Source organism: Bradyrhizobium sp. 153, assembly GCF_023073835.1.
Classification (GTDB): domain Bacteria; phylum Pseudomonadota; class Alphaproteobacteria; order Rhizobiales; family Xanthobacteraceae; genus Bradyrhizobium.
On the sequence record NZ_JADPKH010000027.1, the window covers coordinates 29866 to 46060 of the forward strand.

At 63.7% G+C, this 16195-nt stretch carries 16 protein-coding genes; 10 read left to right on the forward strand and 6 right to left on the reverse strand.

Translation table 11 applies throughout. The features are described 5' to 3' along the window. The first annotated feature begins 10 nt into the window (after positions 1-10). Complete coding sequence (locus IVA91_RS06385; protein WP_247420235.1) at positions 11-1477, forward strand: PLP-dependent aminotransferase family protein; 1467 nt, start codon at positions 11-13, stop codon at positions 1475-1477. 67 nt (positions 1478-1544) lie between these two features. Continuing rightward, positions 1545-1790: a DUF6719 family protein gene (locus IVA91_RS06390; RefSeq protein ID WP_247419922.1), complete on the forward strand. Its 246-nt coding sequence runs from the start codon at positions 1545-1547 to the stop codon at positions 1788-1790. Between the two features lie 8 nt (positions 1791-1798). On the opposite strand, the gene IVA91_RS06395 is transcribed toward IVA91_RS06390, so the two are convergent. From IVA91_RS06395 to IVA91_RS06405, 3 genes are all read right to left on the reverse strand, one after another. Continuing rightward, on the reverse strand, positions 1799-2161 hold the full coding sequence (locus tag IVA91_RS06395; protein WP_247281561.1) for a hypothetical protein: 363 nt from the start codon (positions 2159-2161) through the stop codon (positions 1799-1801). Positions 2162-2195: 34 nt separating this feature from the next. Continuing rightward, on the reverse strand, positions 2196-2543 hold the full coding sequence (locus IVA91_RS06400) for a hypothetical protein (protein WP_247419923.1): 348 nt from the start codon (positions 2541-2543) through the stop codon (positions 2196-2198). Between the two features lie 323 nt (positions 2544-2866). After that, positions 2867-3415 carry a CreA family protein gene (locus tag IVA91_RS06405; RefSeq protein ID WP_247281563.1) on the reverse strand — a complete coding sequence of 183 codons (549 nt, stop codon included), beginning with the start codon at positions 3413-3415 and terminating at the stop codon, positions 2867-2869. A gap of 208 nt (positions 3416-3623) precedes the next feature. Here IVA91_RS06405 and IVA91_RS06410 point away from each other — a divergent pair, with 208 nt between their 5' ends. From IVA91_RS06410 to IVA91_RS06440, 7 genes are all read left to right on the forward strand, one after another. After that, complete coding sequence (locus IVA91_RS06410) at positions 3624-5228, forward strand: L,D-transpeptidase (protein WP_247458472.1); 1605 nt, start codon at positions 3624-3626, stop codon at positions 5226-5228. A gap of 160 nt (positions 5229-5388) precedes the next feature. Next, positions 5389-5952, forward strand: a complete 564-nt coding sequence (locus tag IVA91_RS06415) for a glutathione peroxidase (protein ID WP_247419925.1) — start codon at positions 5389-5391, stop codon at positions 5950-5952. Between the two features lie 162 nt (positions 5953-6114). After that, positions 6115-7134, forward strand: a complete 1020-nt coding sequence (locus tag IVA91_RS06420) for a polysaccharide deacetylase family protein (protein ID WP_247281566.1) — start codon at positions 6115-6117, stop codon at positions 7132-7134. A 7-nt stretch (positions 7135-7141) separates the two neighbouring features. Next, entirely contained in the window at positions 7142-7693 is a 552-nt protein-coding gene (locus IVA91_RS06425) for a dihydrofolate reductase (RefSeq protein WP_247281567.1), read from the forward strand. Between the two features lie 417 nt (positions 7694-8110). After that, positions 8111-8350, forward strand: coding sequence for a hypothetical protein (locus tag IVA91_RS06430; RefSeq protein WP_247419928.1), 240 nt, complete (start codon positions 8111-8113; stop codon positions 8348-8350). Beyond that, positions 8347-8589, forward strand: a complete 243-nt coding sequence (locus tag IVA91_RS06435) for a hypothetical protein (RefSeq protein WP_247419930.1) — start codon at positions 8347-8349, stop codon at positions 8587-8589. Before IVA91_RS06430 ends, IVA91_RS06435 begins: the two co-directional genes overlap by 4 nt. A gap of 65 nt (positions 8590-8654) precedes the next feature. Next, positions 8655-8909, forward strand: coding sequence for a hypothetical protein (locus IVA91_RS06440; RefSeq protein WP_247419932.1), 255 nt, complete (start codon positions 8655-8657; stop codon positions 8907-8909). A 164-nt stretch (positions 8910-9073) separates the two neighbouring features. Here IVA91_RS06440 and IVA91_RS06445 read toward each other — a convergent pair whose 3' ends face one another. Beyond that, complete coding sequence (locus tag IVA91_RS06445) at positions 9074-9526, reverse strand: DoxX family membrane protein (protein ID WP_247419934.1); 453 nt, start codon at positions 9524-9526, stop codon at positions 9074-9076. Positions 9527-9702: 176 nt separating this feature from the next. Continuing rightward, positions 9703-12012 (reverse strand): NADP-dependent malic enzyme, encoded by a 2310-nt coding sequence (locus IVA91_RS06450; RefSeq protein ID WP_247419936.1) that lies wholly within the window; start codon positions 12010-12012, stop codon positions 9703-9705. A gap of 248 nt (positions 12013-12260) precedes the next feature. On the opposite strand from IVA91_RS06450, the gene IVA91_RS06455 reads away from it, so the two are divergent. Further along, the gene (locus tag IVA91_RS06455) at positions 12261-14231 is read left to right on the forward strand and encodes a hypothetical protein (protein WP_247419938.1); all 1971 of its coding nucleotides are present in this window, start codon (positions 12261-12263) and stop codon (positions 14229-14231) included. A gap of 178 nt (positions 14232-14409) precedes the next feature. Here the strand turns inward: IVA91_RS06455 and aspS are convergent, their stop codons facing one another. Beyond that, complete coding sequence (gene aspS / locus IVA91_RS06460; protein ID WP_247419941.1) at positions 14410-16182, reverse strand: aspartate--tRNA ligase; 1773 nt, start codon at positions 16180-16182, stop codon at positions 14410-14412. Positions 16183-16195: the final 13 nt, after the last annotated feature.

The following is a 16195-nucleotide window of genomic DNA, read 5'->3' on the forward strand; positions in this document are numbered from 1 at the left end:
TGCCAATTCCATGCGAAAAATTCCGACCAATTCTCCCTCGCCGGCCAAGGCCGAGTTGCCGCTCGACCTCACCGGTCCGCACGTCACGGCCGGCGCCTCCGCGGCGCACCGGCTCTACCAAGCGCTCTGCGAGATGATCGTCTCCGGTCTCGCCAGGCCCGGCGAGCCATTGCCGCCCTCACGGACACTGGCGCACCAGACCGGCTTGCGCCGCAACGCCGTCGTCACTGCCTATGAGCGGCTGATCGCCGACGGTTTTGCCGAGGCAGCCGTCGGCTCCGGCACCTTTGTCGCCGCGCGCATCCCTGCACGAGCAGCCGAGGCGAACAAACCCAAGGCGGTTGTCGAAGCGCCGCAGCATGGCGCGTTCGCGCTCGGCTGCACCCATATCGACGAGCGCGCCGTGCAGCGCTTCCGCGCCTTCGTGGGCCGTCGCATGCGCGCATTCGGATCCGAGCATCTGCATTATGGCGATCCCCGCGGCAGTCGCGAGCTGCGTGCGGCAATCGCCGATCACCTGCTGTCGGCGCGAGGGCTGCGCTGCGACCCCGATCAGATCATGCTCACGTCCGGCACGCTGCATGCGCTGCGCATCGTGCTGAGCGCGATCCTCAAGCCGGGCGACCAGGTCTGGTGCGAGGACCCCGGCTATCCGATCGCGCGCCAGACGATCGGACATTGCGGATATCGCACCGTACCCATTCCGGTCGACGCGTACGGGCTGCACGTGGCCAAAGGTCGTTCGGCGGCACCGTCTGCGCGCGCGGCCTATGTCACGCCGTCGCACCAGTTTCCGCTGGGCGTCCAGATGTCGATGCCACGGCGGCTCGAACTGCTGGACTGGGCAAAGCAGGCCGGTGCCTTCGTGTTGGAGGACGATTACGACAGCGAGTTCCGCTACGACGGCGCGCCGCTGATGTCGCTCGCCGGCATCGATCACCTCCAGCGCGTGATCTACCTGGGCACCTTCGCCAAGACCTTGTTTCCGGGCCTGCGCATCGGCTATTGCGCGCTGCCCGAGCGCCTGATCGCGGACGTGACGGCTGCACGGGCTGCGCTCGACCGCTTTCCCGGCACGCTGATGGAAGGCGCGGTGGCCGACATGCTCAATTCCGGCGCCTTCGCCGCGAACCTGAAGCGGGTGCGCAAGCTCTATCGCGAGGCGCGTGATGCGCTGGCGGAGACATTGGAAGCGAAATCGGACGGGGCGCTATCCGTGCCGGTGCCGTCGCAAGGGTTGCATCTTGTCGCACGGTTCAATCCCCCGGTCGATCCGTCGCGCGCGGCCGAGGCCAAGCGGGCGGCCGGCGCGGAAGGTTGGCTCCTGGCCGACACCTATTCACTCGCGCGTCCCCTGCCCGGTTTCGTGCTTGGATTTTCAGGGCATACGGTTCCGCAACTGGTGGCCTCTGCCGAACGGCTGGCGCGCGAGTCGCGCGCTATCTTGTGCGCGAGGAGCTCAGCCCGGCAGGCGTAACGAAGCTTCACCTATCAGAATCGCCTCCGGCTCCCTAGATTGCGGCATCGACGCCGGACTTCAAATCATGCTGCTACACCGCGCGACCTGCCTTTCGCTCCTGATGTCCCTCGCGCTCGCCTCCACGGCGCGCGCAACAATGGTCGGCCGCGAGCAGGACATCGTGGATCTCAAGCTCGGCCAGCGCGTACAAGTGGATGACGGAACTTGCCCCGCCGGACAGGTCAAGGAAGTGCGCGGCGCGAAGATGACCGACAAGGGCGTTTCACGGACGAGCACCTGCGTGCCACGATACGGTCCGAAAACCAAATAATCTGAACGTCACTTCGCCGGATCGAACATGCACTGCAAGGTCGGCTTGGCGATTTTGGTGAAGGTCGGGCCGATTTCACCCTGCTTGGACGTCGGCACCCAGTCGGTCTCGATCGTCGGCACGCCGGTCTCGCTGATGCCGCGCAGCAGCGCCTCACGCAAGTCGCGGTCCTCGACGACGGCAGCGGCATGGTCGTGCAGGCAACCGCAGACCTCCTCCGGGTGCTCCCAGCGCCCGAGCATGCGCGGCGCACACTGACGCACGAATTCGGCACGGGAATCCGGCAGCCTGGAGGGAGCGCGCACCTGCGCCGCAGCGGCGCTGAGCGTCAGAACGGACATGAACGCTGCGGCGCAGAAACGAGCAATCATGATGGCCTTTGCCGGCAATTTTTCTTGTTGGCGATCAGAAGCGCGTGGCGACCACGATCGGCTGCGGTGCAATGATCGTCAGCGACGAACCGGTGTACTGGAAGGTGCCGACACCGGGAAGACTGCCATCCGGCGAGCCCGCGAACGAGGAACCGGCAAGCACGAAGCCGAAGGCAAGGATGAAGCTGAGCGCGCGCATGGTCTTGTCTCCGAATCGGTGGCCGGCGGTGCCGTCGTTGTGAAGCTGATAACCATGGGTGGTTTCGTGCGTGATGCGCCAAAAGCGGAAAATGGTTTCATCTTTCGTGAGAATTGTTTCGTCGTGTCCGGCACGACGAAACATTCGCCGGAAAATGCCAATCTTTTCAGGGGGGCGCGCCACGGCCCAAAGTAGCCTGACAAATTCCCGCTCGGTTCGGAACGAGCCTCCACGTGGTCGGGGACGCTTCGGCTACGACCTAAGCCATCGAAATCGCGACGCCGGGACCACCGGGCGCGTTCACGTGAGCAATGGCCATCATGATGGCGGCAGATCGCGCTCGACGCGCGAGACGGACCAGCGGATGGGCCGCGGAGACAACGACCCGTTCGCAACAGCGCGACGTCAGCTGGCGAAATGGCGCTGCAAGCCAAGCGCGACCTTGAAGCCGCGCCGCAGACATTCGCGCCGCTGACTGGCTCGCATCTTGCAGGACCTCGCAGTCGTCAGTGAGTGAAGAACTCACCGCACTTCTGGACGCTTGCGTCCGCTGGTCCCCACGGCATGATCGGCACGGTCGACGTCGAGTTCTTTGGTGAGCCCTCGATCAGCTTGTCCGAATAGACCATGTAGACCAGCACGTTGCGCTTGGCGTCACAGCCGCGCACGATCTGCATCTTCTTGAAGAACAGTGAGCGGCGCTGGCGGAACATGTCGTCACCTTGCTCCATCTTGTTCTTGAACTTGATCGGGCCGACCTGGCGACAGGCCAGCGAGATGTCCGAGACCTCCTCGGCAAGGCCGAGCCAGCCCTTGAAGCCGCCCTTCTCCGGCACCGTGAAGTGACAGGCGACGCCCTCGACCTCGGGGTCGTCGAGGCCGTAAGTCGCGAGCTTGTCGTTCGGGCTCATCCATTTGAATACAGTCGAGCGGCGGAAGATCAGATCGGGCTCGTCGGCAGCAAGGGCGGGCGCCGCCCAAATCGTCAGAGCCAGGAGGAATAAAGCGAGGCCCTTCAAACGGATGCCGAAAAGACCGTGGAAACGAGATGACATGAAGTTCTCCGGTAACAAGTCCCCGCAATGTAGGCATCAGGCGGCCGGTCAGGAAGACGAGCGGCCAGTCGGCACGGCCGCCGTTTACCGCTCTGTGAGGCTTTTTTGCTACGCGTTGAACAAAAGTAGCTGACGGCAGAACCACCTTGAGGGTGAACGCGTATCCCCTTTGCGAGACTAACGTCTGATTTGGATTATGGATTCGAGGATGAACAGCGTGAACGGGTCCGGTTTTGCTGCCAAGCCAACGCGGATTTGGCAGATCGCCATTTTGACGGCGGCGGGTGCGATCGGGACGGCAAGCCAGGCTGACGCAGCGTTTTATTATTGGACGGATTATTCCGACGGGTCCTATTACGCCCGGCAGGATCGGCATCCCGAACTACCGCGCCACAAGCCGCCGAAGCGCGGCACGGCGGGCAAGAAGGAGATCGTCGCCGAGAAGGAAGCGGGCACCAAGCCGCAAGGACCGCTCGTCATCGTCGTCTCGATCGACCGGCAGAAGGTGACGGTCTACGACAGCAAGGGCGTGTTCGCGGAATCCCCGGTGTCGACAGGCATGAAGGGCCATTCGACGCCGATGGGTGTGTTCAGCGTCATCCAGAAGCACAAATTCCACCATTCCAACATCTACAGCGGCGCCCCGATGCCGTACATGCAGCGGATCACCTGGTCTGGCGTCGCCATGCATGCCGGCGTGCTGCCGGGCTATCCGGCCTCGCATGGCTGCATCCGCATGCCGATGGCGTTCGCGGTGAAGATGTGGAACTGGACCAGGATGGGCGCGCGCGTGATCGTCGCGCCCGGCCAGATGTCGCCGCAAAGCTTTTCGCATCCGCTGCTCGCCTCGGTGCGCGTAGCGCCGCAGCCCGCCGCCAGCCTCGCGCCGCAGATCAACGCCAGCGACAAAGCCGATAAGGGCGCGGCGCAAACCAAAGTCAACGAAGCCACGCCGGCCGAGACGAAGACCGCGAGCGCAGACAGCGTGCTCGAGCTGCGCGCCTCCGTCGGCCACACCGTGATGTCGGATGTGACCACCGGCCATGCGCCCGCCCGCGAGGAAGCGGCTGCGCCCGCCGACAAGATCACGACCAAGATCGCCGGGGCATCTGACGCGGCCAAGCCGCAATCCGAAGAAACCGCCAGGCCCGCAAACATGGACGCGAAGTCGATTGAGGCCGCGGAAGCGCCCAAGGCTTCGACAGTGACCGACGACAAGCTCGGCGCTGCCAAGACCGAAGCTGCCGATTCCCGGAAGAAGACTGATGCTCCGGCACTCGCCACCTCGGCCGACATGGAGAAGGACGAGACCCGCGTTGCCGATCCGGCACCTGCGGCGAAGCCGGATGCGCCGCGGCGGGCCGGCCAGATCGCCGTCTTCATCAGCCGCAAGGATTCCAAGCTCTACGTGCGACAGAACTTTGCGCCGTTATTCGAGGTGCCCGTCACGATCGCCCCGAGCGACCGGCCGCTCGGCACGCACGTCTTCACAGCCGAAGTCGATAAGACCGATTCCAACGCGCTGCGTTGGTCGGTGGTGTCGCTGTCGATCTCGGTCCGCGCCGCTGCGCGCGATGACGACGGACGCGTGTCACGCCGCCAGCGTGGCGCTGCCGTGATCCCCGTTGCCGCAAAGCCGGTGGTCACGCCGGACAGCCCGACTGAAGCCCTCGACCGCATCTCAATTCCGGCCGACACCATGGCGAAGATTAACGAGATGCTGACATCAGGTGGCTCGATCATCGTCTCCGACCAGGGCATCAACCAGGGGGAGACCGGCGAAGGCACGGACTTCATCGTCCGCCTTTACTAGCGCCTTCACTAGAGAGCGTTTTGAGCGAAGTGGATACCGCTTCGCGCAAAGCAAACGCGCCAAACGTCTAGCGCCTCGCCGCGACCGATAACGCGGTGTTGACGAGTGAGGTTGCAGCGGCGGAGTAACATGCACCCCGGATCATTTCGGGGACGGCGTCATGATGAACCGCAGGACCATGCTCGCCGCGCTTGCAGGCGCACTCGTGCCAATGAAGCGCGCGTTTGCCGACGGCGGCATGAGCCGGATCTCGGCCTATGCCTTCTCCTTCCCCGCGTTGTCCGGCGAGGACATCCGCCTTGCCGCGTACACCGGCAAGCCGCTGCTGGTGGTGAACACCGCTTCGCTCTGCGGCTACACCCCGCAATATGCAGACCTCCAGGAGCTCTGGGACGAGTTTCGCGAGCGCGGGCTCACCGTGATCGGCGTGCCTTCCAACGATTTCGGTGGCCAGGAGCCCGGCGGCGCCAGCGAAATCTCTGAGACGGCGCACCAATACCGCGTTTCCTTCCCGATCACAGCCAAGTCCGTTGTGATCGGATCGAAAGCGCACCCCTTCTACAAATGGGCCGCCGACGCACGGCCGCGAGAGGTTCCGAAGTGGAACTTCCACAAATATCTGATCGGCCGTGACGGCTATATCGCCGAGGTCTTTGCGTCCGCCGTCGCGCCGACCGATACGCGGGTCAAAACGGCCATTGCCAAGGCGCTGGCCGACAGTTGACGCGAGTTGCGCCCCATCCGGTTGGGCACAATTGTGGCGGGGCATCAAACAGCCGTTGCAATGGCGAGGGCCCACCCTCTAGGCTAGGATGGTTTGGGGCAGGACGGTTTGCCGCAGAAAAAGCCGCGGCGGAACAACGGGATCAATCTCGAGGACAACACCATGCGTGTGGCGGCAGGACTGATTTTGGCAAGCGCGATGTCTCTGGGCATGACCGGCGCGGCATGGTCGCAGACCGCCGCAAAACCCGCGGCCACCACCCAAGGAGCACCGGCGATACCGGCAGCTTCCGCGCCGGCGGCTGCGCCGGCACCCGCTCCGGCAGTAGCTGCCGCGCCAGCGGGCTTCGTTAACCCGCCGCCACCGAAACAGGCGCCGCAGCCGGCGCGTGCAGCCTGCAGCACGCCGGGCGCGCTCGGTGTCGCCCGCACCGTCGAGATCGACACCACCGGCGGCCCCGGCTTCGGCTTCGAGCATTTCAAGGAGCTCGACTTCCTGCGCGACCACGAGGTGGTGCTGACCTTCGACGACGGCCCCTGGCCCAAGAACACGCCCGCCGTGCTGAAGGCACTCGCCGACGAGTGCACCACCGGCATCTTCTTCTCCATCGGCAAGCACGCGACCTACGAGCCGGAGATCCTGAAGCAGGTCTATGCGGCCGGCCATACCGTGGGCAGCCACACCTGGTCGCATGCCAACCTCAACAACAAGAAGCTCAACGAAGCGCAGCGCAAGGAAGAGATCGAGAAGGGCCTATCCGCGGTGAAATGGGCGCTCGGCGGCATCTCGCCTTCGCCTTTCTTCCGCTTCCCGGCGCTCCAGCATCCGCCGGAGATGGTCACCTATCTCGGCAACCGCAACATCGGAATTTTCTCCTGCGACATCGATTCGTTCGACTTCAAAGCCTCCAAGCCTGAGAAGGTGGTCGAGACCGTGATGAAGAAGCTCGACACCAAGGGCAAGGGCATCATCCTGATGCACGACTTCCAGAAGCACACGGCGGAGGCCCTGCCCGAGCTGCTCAAGCGCCTGAAGGCGGGCGGCTACAAGGTGGTAGCGATGCGCGCCAAATTCCCGGCATCGACGCTGCCCGAATACGACCAGGAGCTGCTCAAGGACGTCAAGCTGCCGACGGTGAGCCAGCGCCCGGTCAATTCCGTGGTGACGACCGTTTCCGAATAGACGGCCATTGTCTTTTCGCATCGAAGGCTACGTCATCGTCTCGGCGGACGGCATGCTCGCTGACGCCGCGCATGTGATGCCGGACAGTCTGAAGTTCGAAGGCGACAAGCTGTTCTTCGAGCAGGCGCTCGATCGCGCCGCGCTGATCGTGCACGGCCGCAACTCGCACGAGCAGCAGCCGAACTCGCCGAAGCGCAAGCGACTGATCCTGACCCGCAAGATCAGGGCGCTGACCGTCGACCCTGAAATGCCGAACGCGACATTGTGGAATCCGGGTCACGCCAGCTTCGCGGAAGCTTGCGCCTTCGCCAACGTCGCATCCGGCACGGTCGCGATCATCGGCGGCCCGATGGTGTTCGACATGTTCATGGACCGCTACGACACGTTCTGGCTGTCCGAGGCGCCGCATGTGCGACTGCCCGGCGGCGAAGGCTGTTTTGGCGGCGTGCCCCAGCGGACGCCGCACGAGGTGCTCGCCTCGCACGGAATGAAGCCCAGCGCGCCGTATCTGCTCGACGCGGCACATGATGTCGCCGTCACGCCGTGGCGGCGGGGATAGCGCAAGATCAAGGTGCGCATCGCCGCCAGTCCGCTGTGAGCCGCCGAAGCCAGCCGCCCGTCCTCAGGCAACGTCAATCGCCGCGGCCCGTGCCCCGTCGTCGCGCACGCTCCCGCGTCCCCGGCAGGTCCGGCGATGGCTCAATGTGCCGAGAGTTTCAACAATCCCGAAATCGGCCTGCGCGGCAGATTCTCGTGCGCCAGTTGGAGTCAGAGAGAGCAGTGCCGAAGGGCGACGGTGCGGCGGAGTTACGACGTTCCTCATCCCGAGCCTGTTTAATGCGGCGTGAACCGGCGAGGCCAAAACTCCTTCCCACACGAGCGAAAAATTAGAGCTTCTCTGTTATGCAGATCGCATGTGGCGACTTCATTCCGCTTTCTGGCATACGCCCGGCCCCTCATTAAGGACAAAGAGACCATGAGTTCGATTTTTGCCTCCCTCTCCTGCCGCAAGTTTCTCGGCGCCATCGCGGTCCTGGTCTCGCTGACCTTTCTGTCAGTGATGTCGCCGTCATCGGCCTACGCGATCGACCTGCCGACCGACGACGAGCAGGACGTGCTGGTCCGCACGACGCTGATGACCTTCAACGACGCCAACATCACCGGGAACTACTCGGTCCTGCTTGCCAAGGGCTCGAGGCAGTTCCAGGACAAATGACGCCCGAGAAGCTGGCGGCCGCGTTCGAATCCTTCCGCAGCAAGAAGCTGTTCTTCGAAGGGATCGTCACCGACGATTACGAATCACAGCAGAAACCCAAGCTCGATTCGGAAGGTGCGCTCGTTCTCGCCGGCGAGTTCAAGAACGACGAGGTCCGGGTCAAGTACAGGCTGCGTTTTGCCCAGAACGACAATGCCTGGAAGATCATCGGCATCGACGTCGATGCCAAGAAACTCTGACAAGAAGCCGAGATGGGAAATCCTGAGCGGCGATCCGCCGCGGCTGCCAAGAGGAGGCTGCTTTGATGTCGACAAGCGATACTCCATCGACGCCCAAACCCCTTTGGCGCCGTGGCCTCGCCGGCTTTCTCGACTTCCTGACGGTGTTCTTCGTCGGCGGCTATTCCATTGGCGCCGCCACCGGCGAGACGACGAAGGACGGTTTCAGCCTGCACGGCGCATCCGCTCTTGTGCTGTTTGCCCTGATCACCCTGTACTTCTATCTTGGCTGGAAGGTGCTCGGTGGCACGTTCTGGCAGCGCATCCTTGGGGCGCGTTAGAGCATTATCCGGAAAAGTGCGAAGCGGTTTCCGAAAAGATCATGCTTGAACAACAACCTAAAGCGCGGCGATGACTCATCCCAATCTCATCACGCTTTTAGGTGCGGGCTGGCGTCAGCGTAATCCACCCTACAGGACCGCGCGGAGCGGCGGTCATACCCTGCCTACACGTCCCCGTAGGCCGCTTCGGCCGGACGCGTGGTTCGGCCGTATCCGATGATCATGCACAGTGCGCCGATGATCGACAGGTTCTTCAGCGCGTCGATCACCACCTTGGCGTTGTCGGGCGGCGCCTGGTTCCAGAAGTCATCGAACAGCACGGTCGCGACCGCGACGTAGATGATCAGCAGCATCGCGAAGAAGCGCGCGCCGAAATTCAGCGCAATCATCAGCCCGGCGATGACCTCGAGTCCTCCGACCGCGATCGCCAGCAATTGCGGCGTCGTCATGGCGGTCGCGGTCTCGACTTGCTTGGCGTAAGGCGCAATCATATCGGGCACCATGATCTTGGTGGCGATGAAGTCCGCCGTCGCCTGGATGGCGAACAGCTTGGACGCGCCCGTGTAGATGAACAGTACGGCGAACAGGATCCGCCCGAAAGTCACGAACGCTGGCATGATCGGCCTCTTGGCAAGAGCGCTAAGCACGGGATGCGCGAGGGATTATGAAGAGTCCGCTTGCGGTTTTCAAACAGGGAAATGGAGAACCGCGAGGAATTCAAAATAAGCCGCGCGACCGGTGCCCCTTCTCCCCTTGTCGGAGAAGGATGTGCATCTTTCGCGCAGATCGACCCTTACGTAAACAACGTCGGCTGCTGCCTCGCGGCGCGCTCCTGCGCTTCGACCACCGCGACCGCCGTCATGTTAAGGATGCCACGTGCGGTCACCGAGGGCGTGAGGATATGCGCCGGCCGTGCCGGGCCGATCAGGATCGGGCCGACCGGGAGCGCGTCCGCCAGCGACTTGATCATCTGGTAGGCGACGTTGGCGGTATCCAGGCTTGGCATGATCAGGATGTTGGCCTCGCCCTCGAGCTTGGAGTGCGGCAGCACCATTTTCCGCGCAGCAGCTGAAAGCGCGGTGTCGCCCTGCATCTCGCCGTCGGCCTCGATCTCGGGATGCTTCTCCTTCAGAAGCTGGGTCGCCCGGCGCATCTTGCGCGAGGAGTCGGTATCGTAACTGCCGAAATCCGAATGCGAGACGAAGGCGATCTTCGGCTTGATGTTGAAACGCTGTACGTGGACCGCCGCGAGCGAAGCGATCTCGGCAAGCTCTTCCGCGCTCGGATTTGGGCGTACCTGCGTATCCGCGATAAAAAATGCGCCCTTGCTGGTGATCAGCAGTGCCAGCGCGGCGTAGTCGCTGACGCCGGCTGAGAAGCCGATGATCTCGCGGACATGGCGCAGATGACTCATATAGCGACCCTCGACGCCGCAGAGCATGGCGTCGGCCTCCCCGCGCACCACCGCAAGTGCCGCGATCACCGTGTTATTGGTGCGCACCACCGTGCGCGCTGCGTCGGGCGTCACACCGCGGCGGCCGGCGACCTCGACATAGGACTGCACATAGGAACGGTAGCGTGGATCGTCCTCAGGATTGATGAGGTCGAAATCCTTGCCGGCCTTGATCGACAGGCCGAACCGCTTGATGCGTGCCTCCACCACCGAGGGGCGGCCAACCAGGATCGGCCGCGCCAGCTTCTCCTCCAGCACCACCTGGGTGGCGCGCAGCACACGCTCGTCCTCGCCTTCGGCGTAGATCACGCGCACCGGCTGAGTCTTGGCCTTGGCGAACATCGGCTTCATGACGAGGCCGGAGCGGAAGGCGAAGCGCTCGAGCAGCGCGGTGTATTCATCGAAATTGGTGATGGGCCGCGTTGCGACGCCCGATTGCATCGCCGCCTTCGCCACCGCCGGCGCGATCCGCAAGATCAACCGCGGATCGAACGGGCTCGGGATCAGCGAGCCCGGGCCAAAACCCTGCGTCTCGCCGGTGTCAAAACCCTGCGCGACTGCATCCGACGGCGCCTCGCGCGCGAGCTGCGCGATCGCCTCGACGGCGGCGTGCTTCATCTCCTCGTTGATGGCGCTGGCGCCGACGTCGAGCGCGCCGCGGAAGATGAAGGGAAAGCACAGGACGTTGTTGACCTGGTTCGGATAGTCGGAGCGGCCGGTGCAGATCATGGCGTCGGGGCGCACCTTGCGCGCCTCCTCCGGCATGATCTCCGGCACGGGATTGGCGAGCGCCATGATCAACGGCTTGTCGGCCATCGCCTCGGCCATCTCCGGCTTGAGCACGCCGGGCGCGGACAGGCCGATGAAGATGTCCGCGCCGCCGATGACGTCGGCGAGCGTGCGCTTGTCGGTCTTCTGCGCATAGACCGCCTTCCAGCGGTCCATCGAGGTGTTGCGGCCCTCGTGCACGAGGCCGTCGATGTCGCAGACCCAGATGCTCTTGCGCTGCGCGCCCATCGACACCAGGAGATTCAGCGTCGCGATTGCCGCGGCCCCTGCTCCCGAGGCCACGATCTTGACGTCGGACAGTTTCTTGCCGTTCAGCCTGAGGCCGTTGGTGATGGCGGCGGCGACGATGATGGCGGTGCCGTGCTGGTCGTCATGGAACACCGGGATCTTCATGCGCTCCTTCAAGCGCGTTTCGATCTCGAAGCATTCCGGTCCGCGGATGTCTTCCAGATTAATGCCGCCGAAGGTCGGCTCGAGCGCCGCCACGGTCTCGACCACGCGGTCGATGGTGTCGGCGGCGATCTCGATGTCGAACACGTCGATGCCGGCGAATTTCTTGAACAGGACCGCCTTGCCCTCCATCACCGGCTTGGAGGCCAGGGGGCCGATATTGCCGAGGCCGAGCACGGCGGTGCCGTTCGAGACAACGGCGACCAAATTGGCGCGGGTGGTGAGCGAGGCGGCCTCGGCGGGATTCTTGGCGATCTCGGTGCAGGCGGCGGCGACGCCCGGAGAATAGGCCAGCGCGAGATCGCGCTGGTTGGCAAGCGGCTTGCTCGCCTGGATCTCGAGCTTTCCGGGCCGCGGCAGACGGTGATAGGCGAGCGCCGCCTGGTGGAGATCATCAGAATAGGACGACATGCGGTGTCTCGCCTCGCGTTACCGGCCTCAAAATGCATCACCGGGAGCGGCCGCCCAATGCGGACGTTATTTCCGGGTCATGGAAACGGGATGAAGCACGGCAGCCGCCCCGGTGGCAACATCCGATTGCGACCCCATCAACAGGACGCGTGGTCAAATATTTGAAAACCATAGCTTTCCCTGGACCGCGCGGCGTTTCGCGAATATGGCAGGTTGCGCGGTGCAAAACCAGCAACTGGAGCAGGGAAATGAAGCGATTCCTGATCGGCCTGATCGCACTCGCCGTGCTCGGCGCGGGCGGATCGTTCGGCTTCAACCTCTATGCAAAATATCGCGCCACCACCGAGGTCGAGGCCGCCTTCGAGCAGATCCGCAAGCAAGGCGGCAAGGCGAGCTACGGCAAGGTCGAATTCGACGTGATGAGCCGGACACTGAGGGTCGATGATATAGCGGTGACTCCCGGCAACGAGTCCCAGGCGCAGATCAAGATCGCCGGCATCAAGGGCACCGGCGTCCGCCTGCTCGACCAGAGCAGCTTTTCGGCCGACAACATCGACGTCACGGGTTTCGAAGTCGCGCTCAACCAGGTCGGCCCCGCGAAGCTGAACGCATCCTATAAGATCCCGCAACTCACCCTGCGTGACTATGCCGGCCCCCTTCACGCCGGGAATGTGCCGACGGGTGGCTCCGTGATCGATATCTACCGCTATGTGCTCGGTCAATACGCACGCGTCACGGCATCGTCACTGACCGCTCCGACGTTGACGATGAGCTTCGATGCGAGCGGCAGCGCCGCCGGCAGCGGCGAGGTCGCCTATTCCGGCCTGGCCATCCAGAATCTCAAGCACGGCAAGTTCGATGCGATGAAGGCGGACCGCGCTGTTTTCACCATCGACGTGCCGCAGCCGGGCAAGCAGGACAAGCTGACCGGCGATCTCTCCAACATCATCGTCAACGAGTTCGATGCGACCGCGATCGCCGCGGTACTCGACCCAGACAAGACCGGCGACGACGGCTACTACCGCGTCTACCGGCAAATCTCCGCCGGCCCTTATGTGCTCAAATCGACCCAGGGCATGCGGATGGACATCGACGGGATCACCTTCGAGGACGTCGCGGCGCAGCCGTCAAAATTCCGGCCGGCCGAGATCGTTGCGCTCATGCCGACAGACCGGTCGGTCCTCCCGACATCCGCGCAATCGCGCGAGATGATGGAGAAGCTCGCCGGGTTCTATGATGGCCTCCGTATCGGCAAAATCCAGGTCGGCAAGACGTCGATCAGCATGCCGCAAGGCACCGCGAGGATCAACGCCGTCAGATATCGGGGTGGCGAATTCGCGGTCGAAGGCGTCGATACGCCGACCCCGCAGGGGCAGTTCAGGATGGAGCGCTTCGCGCTGAAATCCTTCAGCGCGGCAAACCTGATGCGCTGGGCGGCAGGCTTCAGCAATCACGGGCAGGCACCCTCGCCCGATCAGGTGCTGGGCCTGTTCCGCGTGCTGGAAGGCGCCGAGATCAAGGGCGTGGTGGCGCCCGACAAGAACACCAAAAGGCTGATCACGATCGATACGATGACACTGGAGTGGGGACAGCTGATTGGCTCGATCCCGAGCAAGGCGCACCTGATTGCGAAATTCGTCACGCCCACCGATCCATCCGACCCAAAACAACTTCCATTGGTTCTCAGCGGGATCGACAAGCTCGCGATCGATCTCGATCTCGGCGCCGCGTGGACAGAGTCGTCCAACAGCTTCAATTTGACGCCCGCGACACTCGACATCGGAGGGATCGCCAGCGCGCAATTGCGCATCACGCTTAGCAATGTGCCACGCGAGCTGTTTTCGGCTGACCCCGCTCAGTTCATGGGTCGGGCCGCCCAGGTTGAGGCTGTCGCGCTCGAGTTCTCGGTCCGCGACAATGGTTTCGTCGATTCCGCGGTGACGCAGAATGCACGGGGACGAAATGTCAGCCGCGACGAGGCGCGCCGGACACTCGTCGACAGCGTCAGGGCGTACCGAGCGGATGTCGCCGCCGCCAATCCGGAGGCGGACACGGCGGTGGACGCGATCGCGAGCTTTGTCGAGACGCCGGGCCAGACGCTCGTCATCAAGGTCACGCCGCGCACGAAGGTGCCGCTGATGCAATTGATGCAGCTCTTCAATGCCGACCCGGAGGGCACGCTGGCGCAGTTCAAGATCGAAGCGTCGACGGGGCTGTAGGGCGAGCGGTTGCGACGGTCGCGTGTCCCGGACGCGGCGCGGCATGAAATGACGCGACGCAGCGCCGGGACCCAGAAAGCCCGTTGTTCCCGCAAATGTGGGCCCCGGCTCTGCAGCGCATCGCCGAAGTAGCGCTGCGCTGCGTCCGGGGCACGAGACCAAAGCCCCACTCAGCCACTCATTTCTGCGGCAGGTTCACCCGGATATGCAACTCGCGCAGCTGCTTGGTGGTGGCCTCCGACGGCGCGCCCATCAGGAGGTCCATGGCCTGCTGGTTCATCGGGAACAGCGAGATCTCGCGCAAGTTCGTGGTGCCACAGAGCAGCATCACGATGCGGTCGACGCCCGCGGCCATGCCGCCATGCGGCGGGGCGCCGTATTGGAAGGCGCGGTACATGCCGCCGAACCGTTCGACCACTTCCTGCTCGCCGTAACCGGCAATCTCGAACGCTTTCACCATTGCTTCCGGCACGTGGTTGCGGATGCCGCCCGAGGCGATCTCGTAGCCATTGCAGGTGATGTCGTACTGGAACGCCTTGATGGTCAGCGGGTCCTGGCCCTTCAGCGCGTCGAGGCCGCCCTGCGGCATCGAGAACGGGTTGTGCGAGAAGTCGACCTTCTTGTCGTCCTCGTTGTACTCGTACATCGGGAAGTCGACGATCCAGGCGAGCTCGAACCGCTCCTTGTCCGTGAGGTTCAGCTCCTCGCCAACCTTGTTGCGGGCAAGACCCGAAAACTTCCAGAACTTGTCGGGATCACCGGCGACGAAAAAGGCGGCATCGCCTTCCTTCACGCCGAGCTGCGCTCGGATCGCGGCGGTGCGTTCGGGACCGATGTTGTTCGCGAGAGGACCGGCGCCCTCGCCACCCTCGCGCCACATGATGTAGCCGAGGCCGGGCTGGCCTTCGCCTTGCGCCCAGGAATTCATGCGATCGCAAAACGCACGGCTGCCGCCGCCCGGTGCCGGAATTGCCCAGACCTGGTTCTTGGGATCTTCGAGCATGCGCGCAAAGACTTTGAAGCCGGAGCCGCGGAAATGTTCGGAGACGTCCTGCATCTCGATGGGGTTGCGCAGGTCCGGCTTGTCGCTGCCGTATTTGCGCAAGGCTTCGGCGAACGGAATCCGGCGCCAGGCCTTTGTCACCGGCTTGCCCTTGGCAAATTCCTCGAAAACGCCGGTGATGACCGGCTCCATCGCGGCGAACACGTCGTCCTGCGTGACGAAGCTCATCTCGACGTCGAGCTGGTAGAACTCGCCGGGCAGACGGTCGGCACGCGGGTCCTCATCGCGGAAGCAGGGCGCAATCTGGAAGTAACGGTCGAAGCCGCTCATCATCAGCAGCTGCTTGTATTGCTGCGGCGCCTGCGGCAGCGCGTAGAATTTTCCCGGATGAATGCGCGAGGGCACCAGGAAGTCGCGCGCGCCCTCCGGTGAGGACGCGGTCAGGATCGGGGTGTTGAATTCGAAGAAGCCCTGCTCCTTCATGCGACGTCGCATGGAGTCAATGATCGACACGCGCGTCATGATGTTCTGGTGTAGCTTCTCGCGGCGCAGATCGAGGAAGCGGTACTTCAGGCGTATGTCTTCAGGATATTCCTGGTCGCCGAACACCGGCAGCGGCAGGTCGCCGGCCGGACCCAGCACCTCGATCTCGCTGACGTAAACTTCGATCTTGCCAGTCGGCAGATCGTCATTGTCGGTACCTTCGGGGCGGCGGCGGGCCTTGCCGTCCATCCGCACCACGAATTCCGAACGCAGCTTCTCGGCCAGCGAGAATGCCGGCGAATCCGGGTCGACCACACACTGGGTCAGACCGTAATGGTCGCGCAGATCGATGAACAGCACGCCGCCATGGTCGCGAACGCGATGGACCCAGCCCGAGAGGCGAACCGTTTCGCCGATGTTGCTCTCGCGGAGCGCGCCGCATGTATGTGACCGGTAGCGATGCATGGTCGTCCCAAAT

Bases quoted from the DNA above. Each gene is read 5' to 3' on its own strand.
- IVA91_RS06410 (WP_247458472.1), top strand. From the start codon at position 3,624: ATGAACAGCGTGAACGGGTCCGGTTTTGCTGCCAAGCCAACGCGGATT.
- IVA91_RS06395 (WP_247281561.1), bottom strand. From the start codon at position 2,161: ATGATTGCTCGTTTCTGCGCCGCAGCGTTCATGTCCGTTCTGACGCTC.
- IVA91_RS06430 (WP_247419928.1), top strand. From the start codon at position 8,111: ATGAGTTCGATTTTTGCCTCCCTCTCCTGCCGCAAGTTTCTCGGCGCC.
- IVA91_RS06420 (WP_247281566.1), top strand. From the start codon at position 6,115: ATGCGTGTGGCGGCAGGACTGATTTTGGCAAGCGCGATGTCTCTGGGC.
- IVA91_RS06445 (WP_247419934.1), bottom strand. From the start codon at position 9,526: ATGCCAGCGTTCGTGACTTTCGGGCGGATCCTGTTCGCCGTACTGTTC.
- IVA91_RS06440 (WP_247419932.1), top strand. From the start codon at position 8,655: ATGTCGACAAGCGATACTCCATCGACGCCCAAACCCCTTTGGCGCCGT.
- aspS (WP_247419941.1), bottom strand. From the start codon at position 16,182: ATGCATCGCTACCGGTCACATACATGCGGCGCGCTCCGCGAGAGCAAC.
- IVA91_RS06415 (WP_247419925.1), top strand. From the start codon at position 5,389: ATGATGAACCGCAGGACCATGCTCGCCGCGCTTGCAGGCGCACTCGTG.
- IVA91_RS06450 (WP_247419936.1), bottom strand. From the start codon at position 12,012: ATGTCGTCCTATTCTGATGATCTCCACCAGGCGGCGCTCGCCTATCAC.
- IVA91_RS06405 (WP_247281563.1), bottom strand. From the start codon at position 3,415: ATGTCATCTCGTTTCCACGGTCTTTTCGGCATCCGTTTGAAGGGCCTC.
- IVA91_RS06435 (WP_247419930.1), top strand. From the start codon at position 8,347: ATGACGCCCGAGAAGCTGGCGGCCGCGTTCGAATCCTTCCGCAGCAAG.
- IVA91_RS06390 (WP_247419922.1), top strand. From the start codon at position 1,545: ATGCTGCTACACCGCGCGACCTGCCTTTCGCTCCTGATGTCCCTCGCG.
- IVA91_RS06455 (WP_247419938.1), top strand. From the start codon at position 12,261: ATGAAGCGATTCCTGATCGGCCTGATCGCACTCGCCGTGCTCGGCGCG.
- IVA91_RS06385 (WP_247420235.1), top strand. From the start codon at position 11: ATGCGAAAAATTCCGACCAATTCTCCCTCGCCGGCCAAGGCCGAGTTG.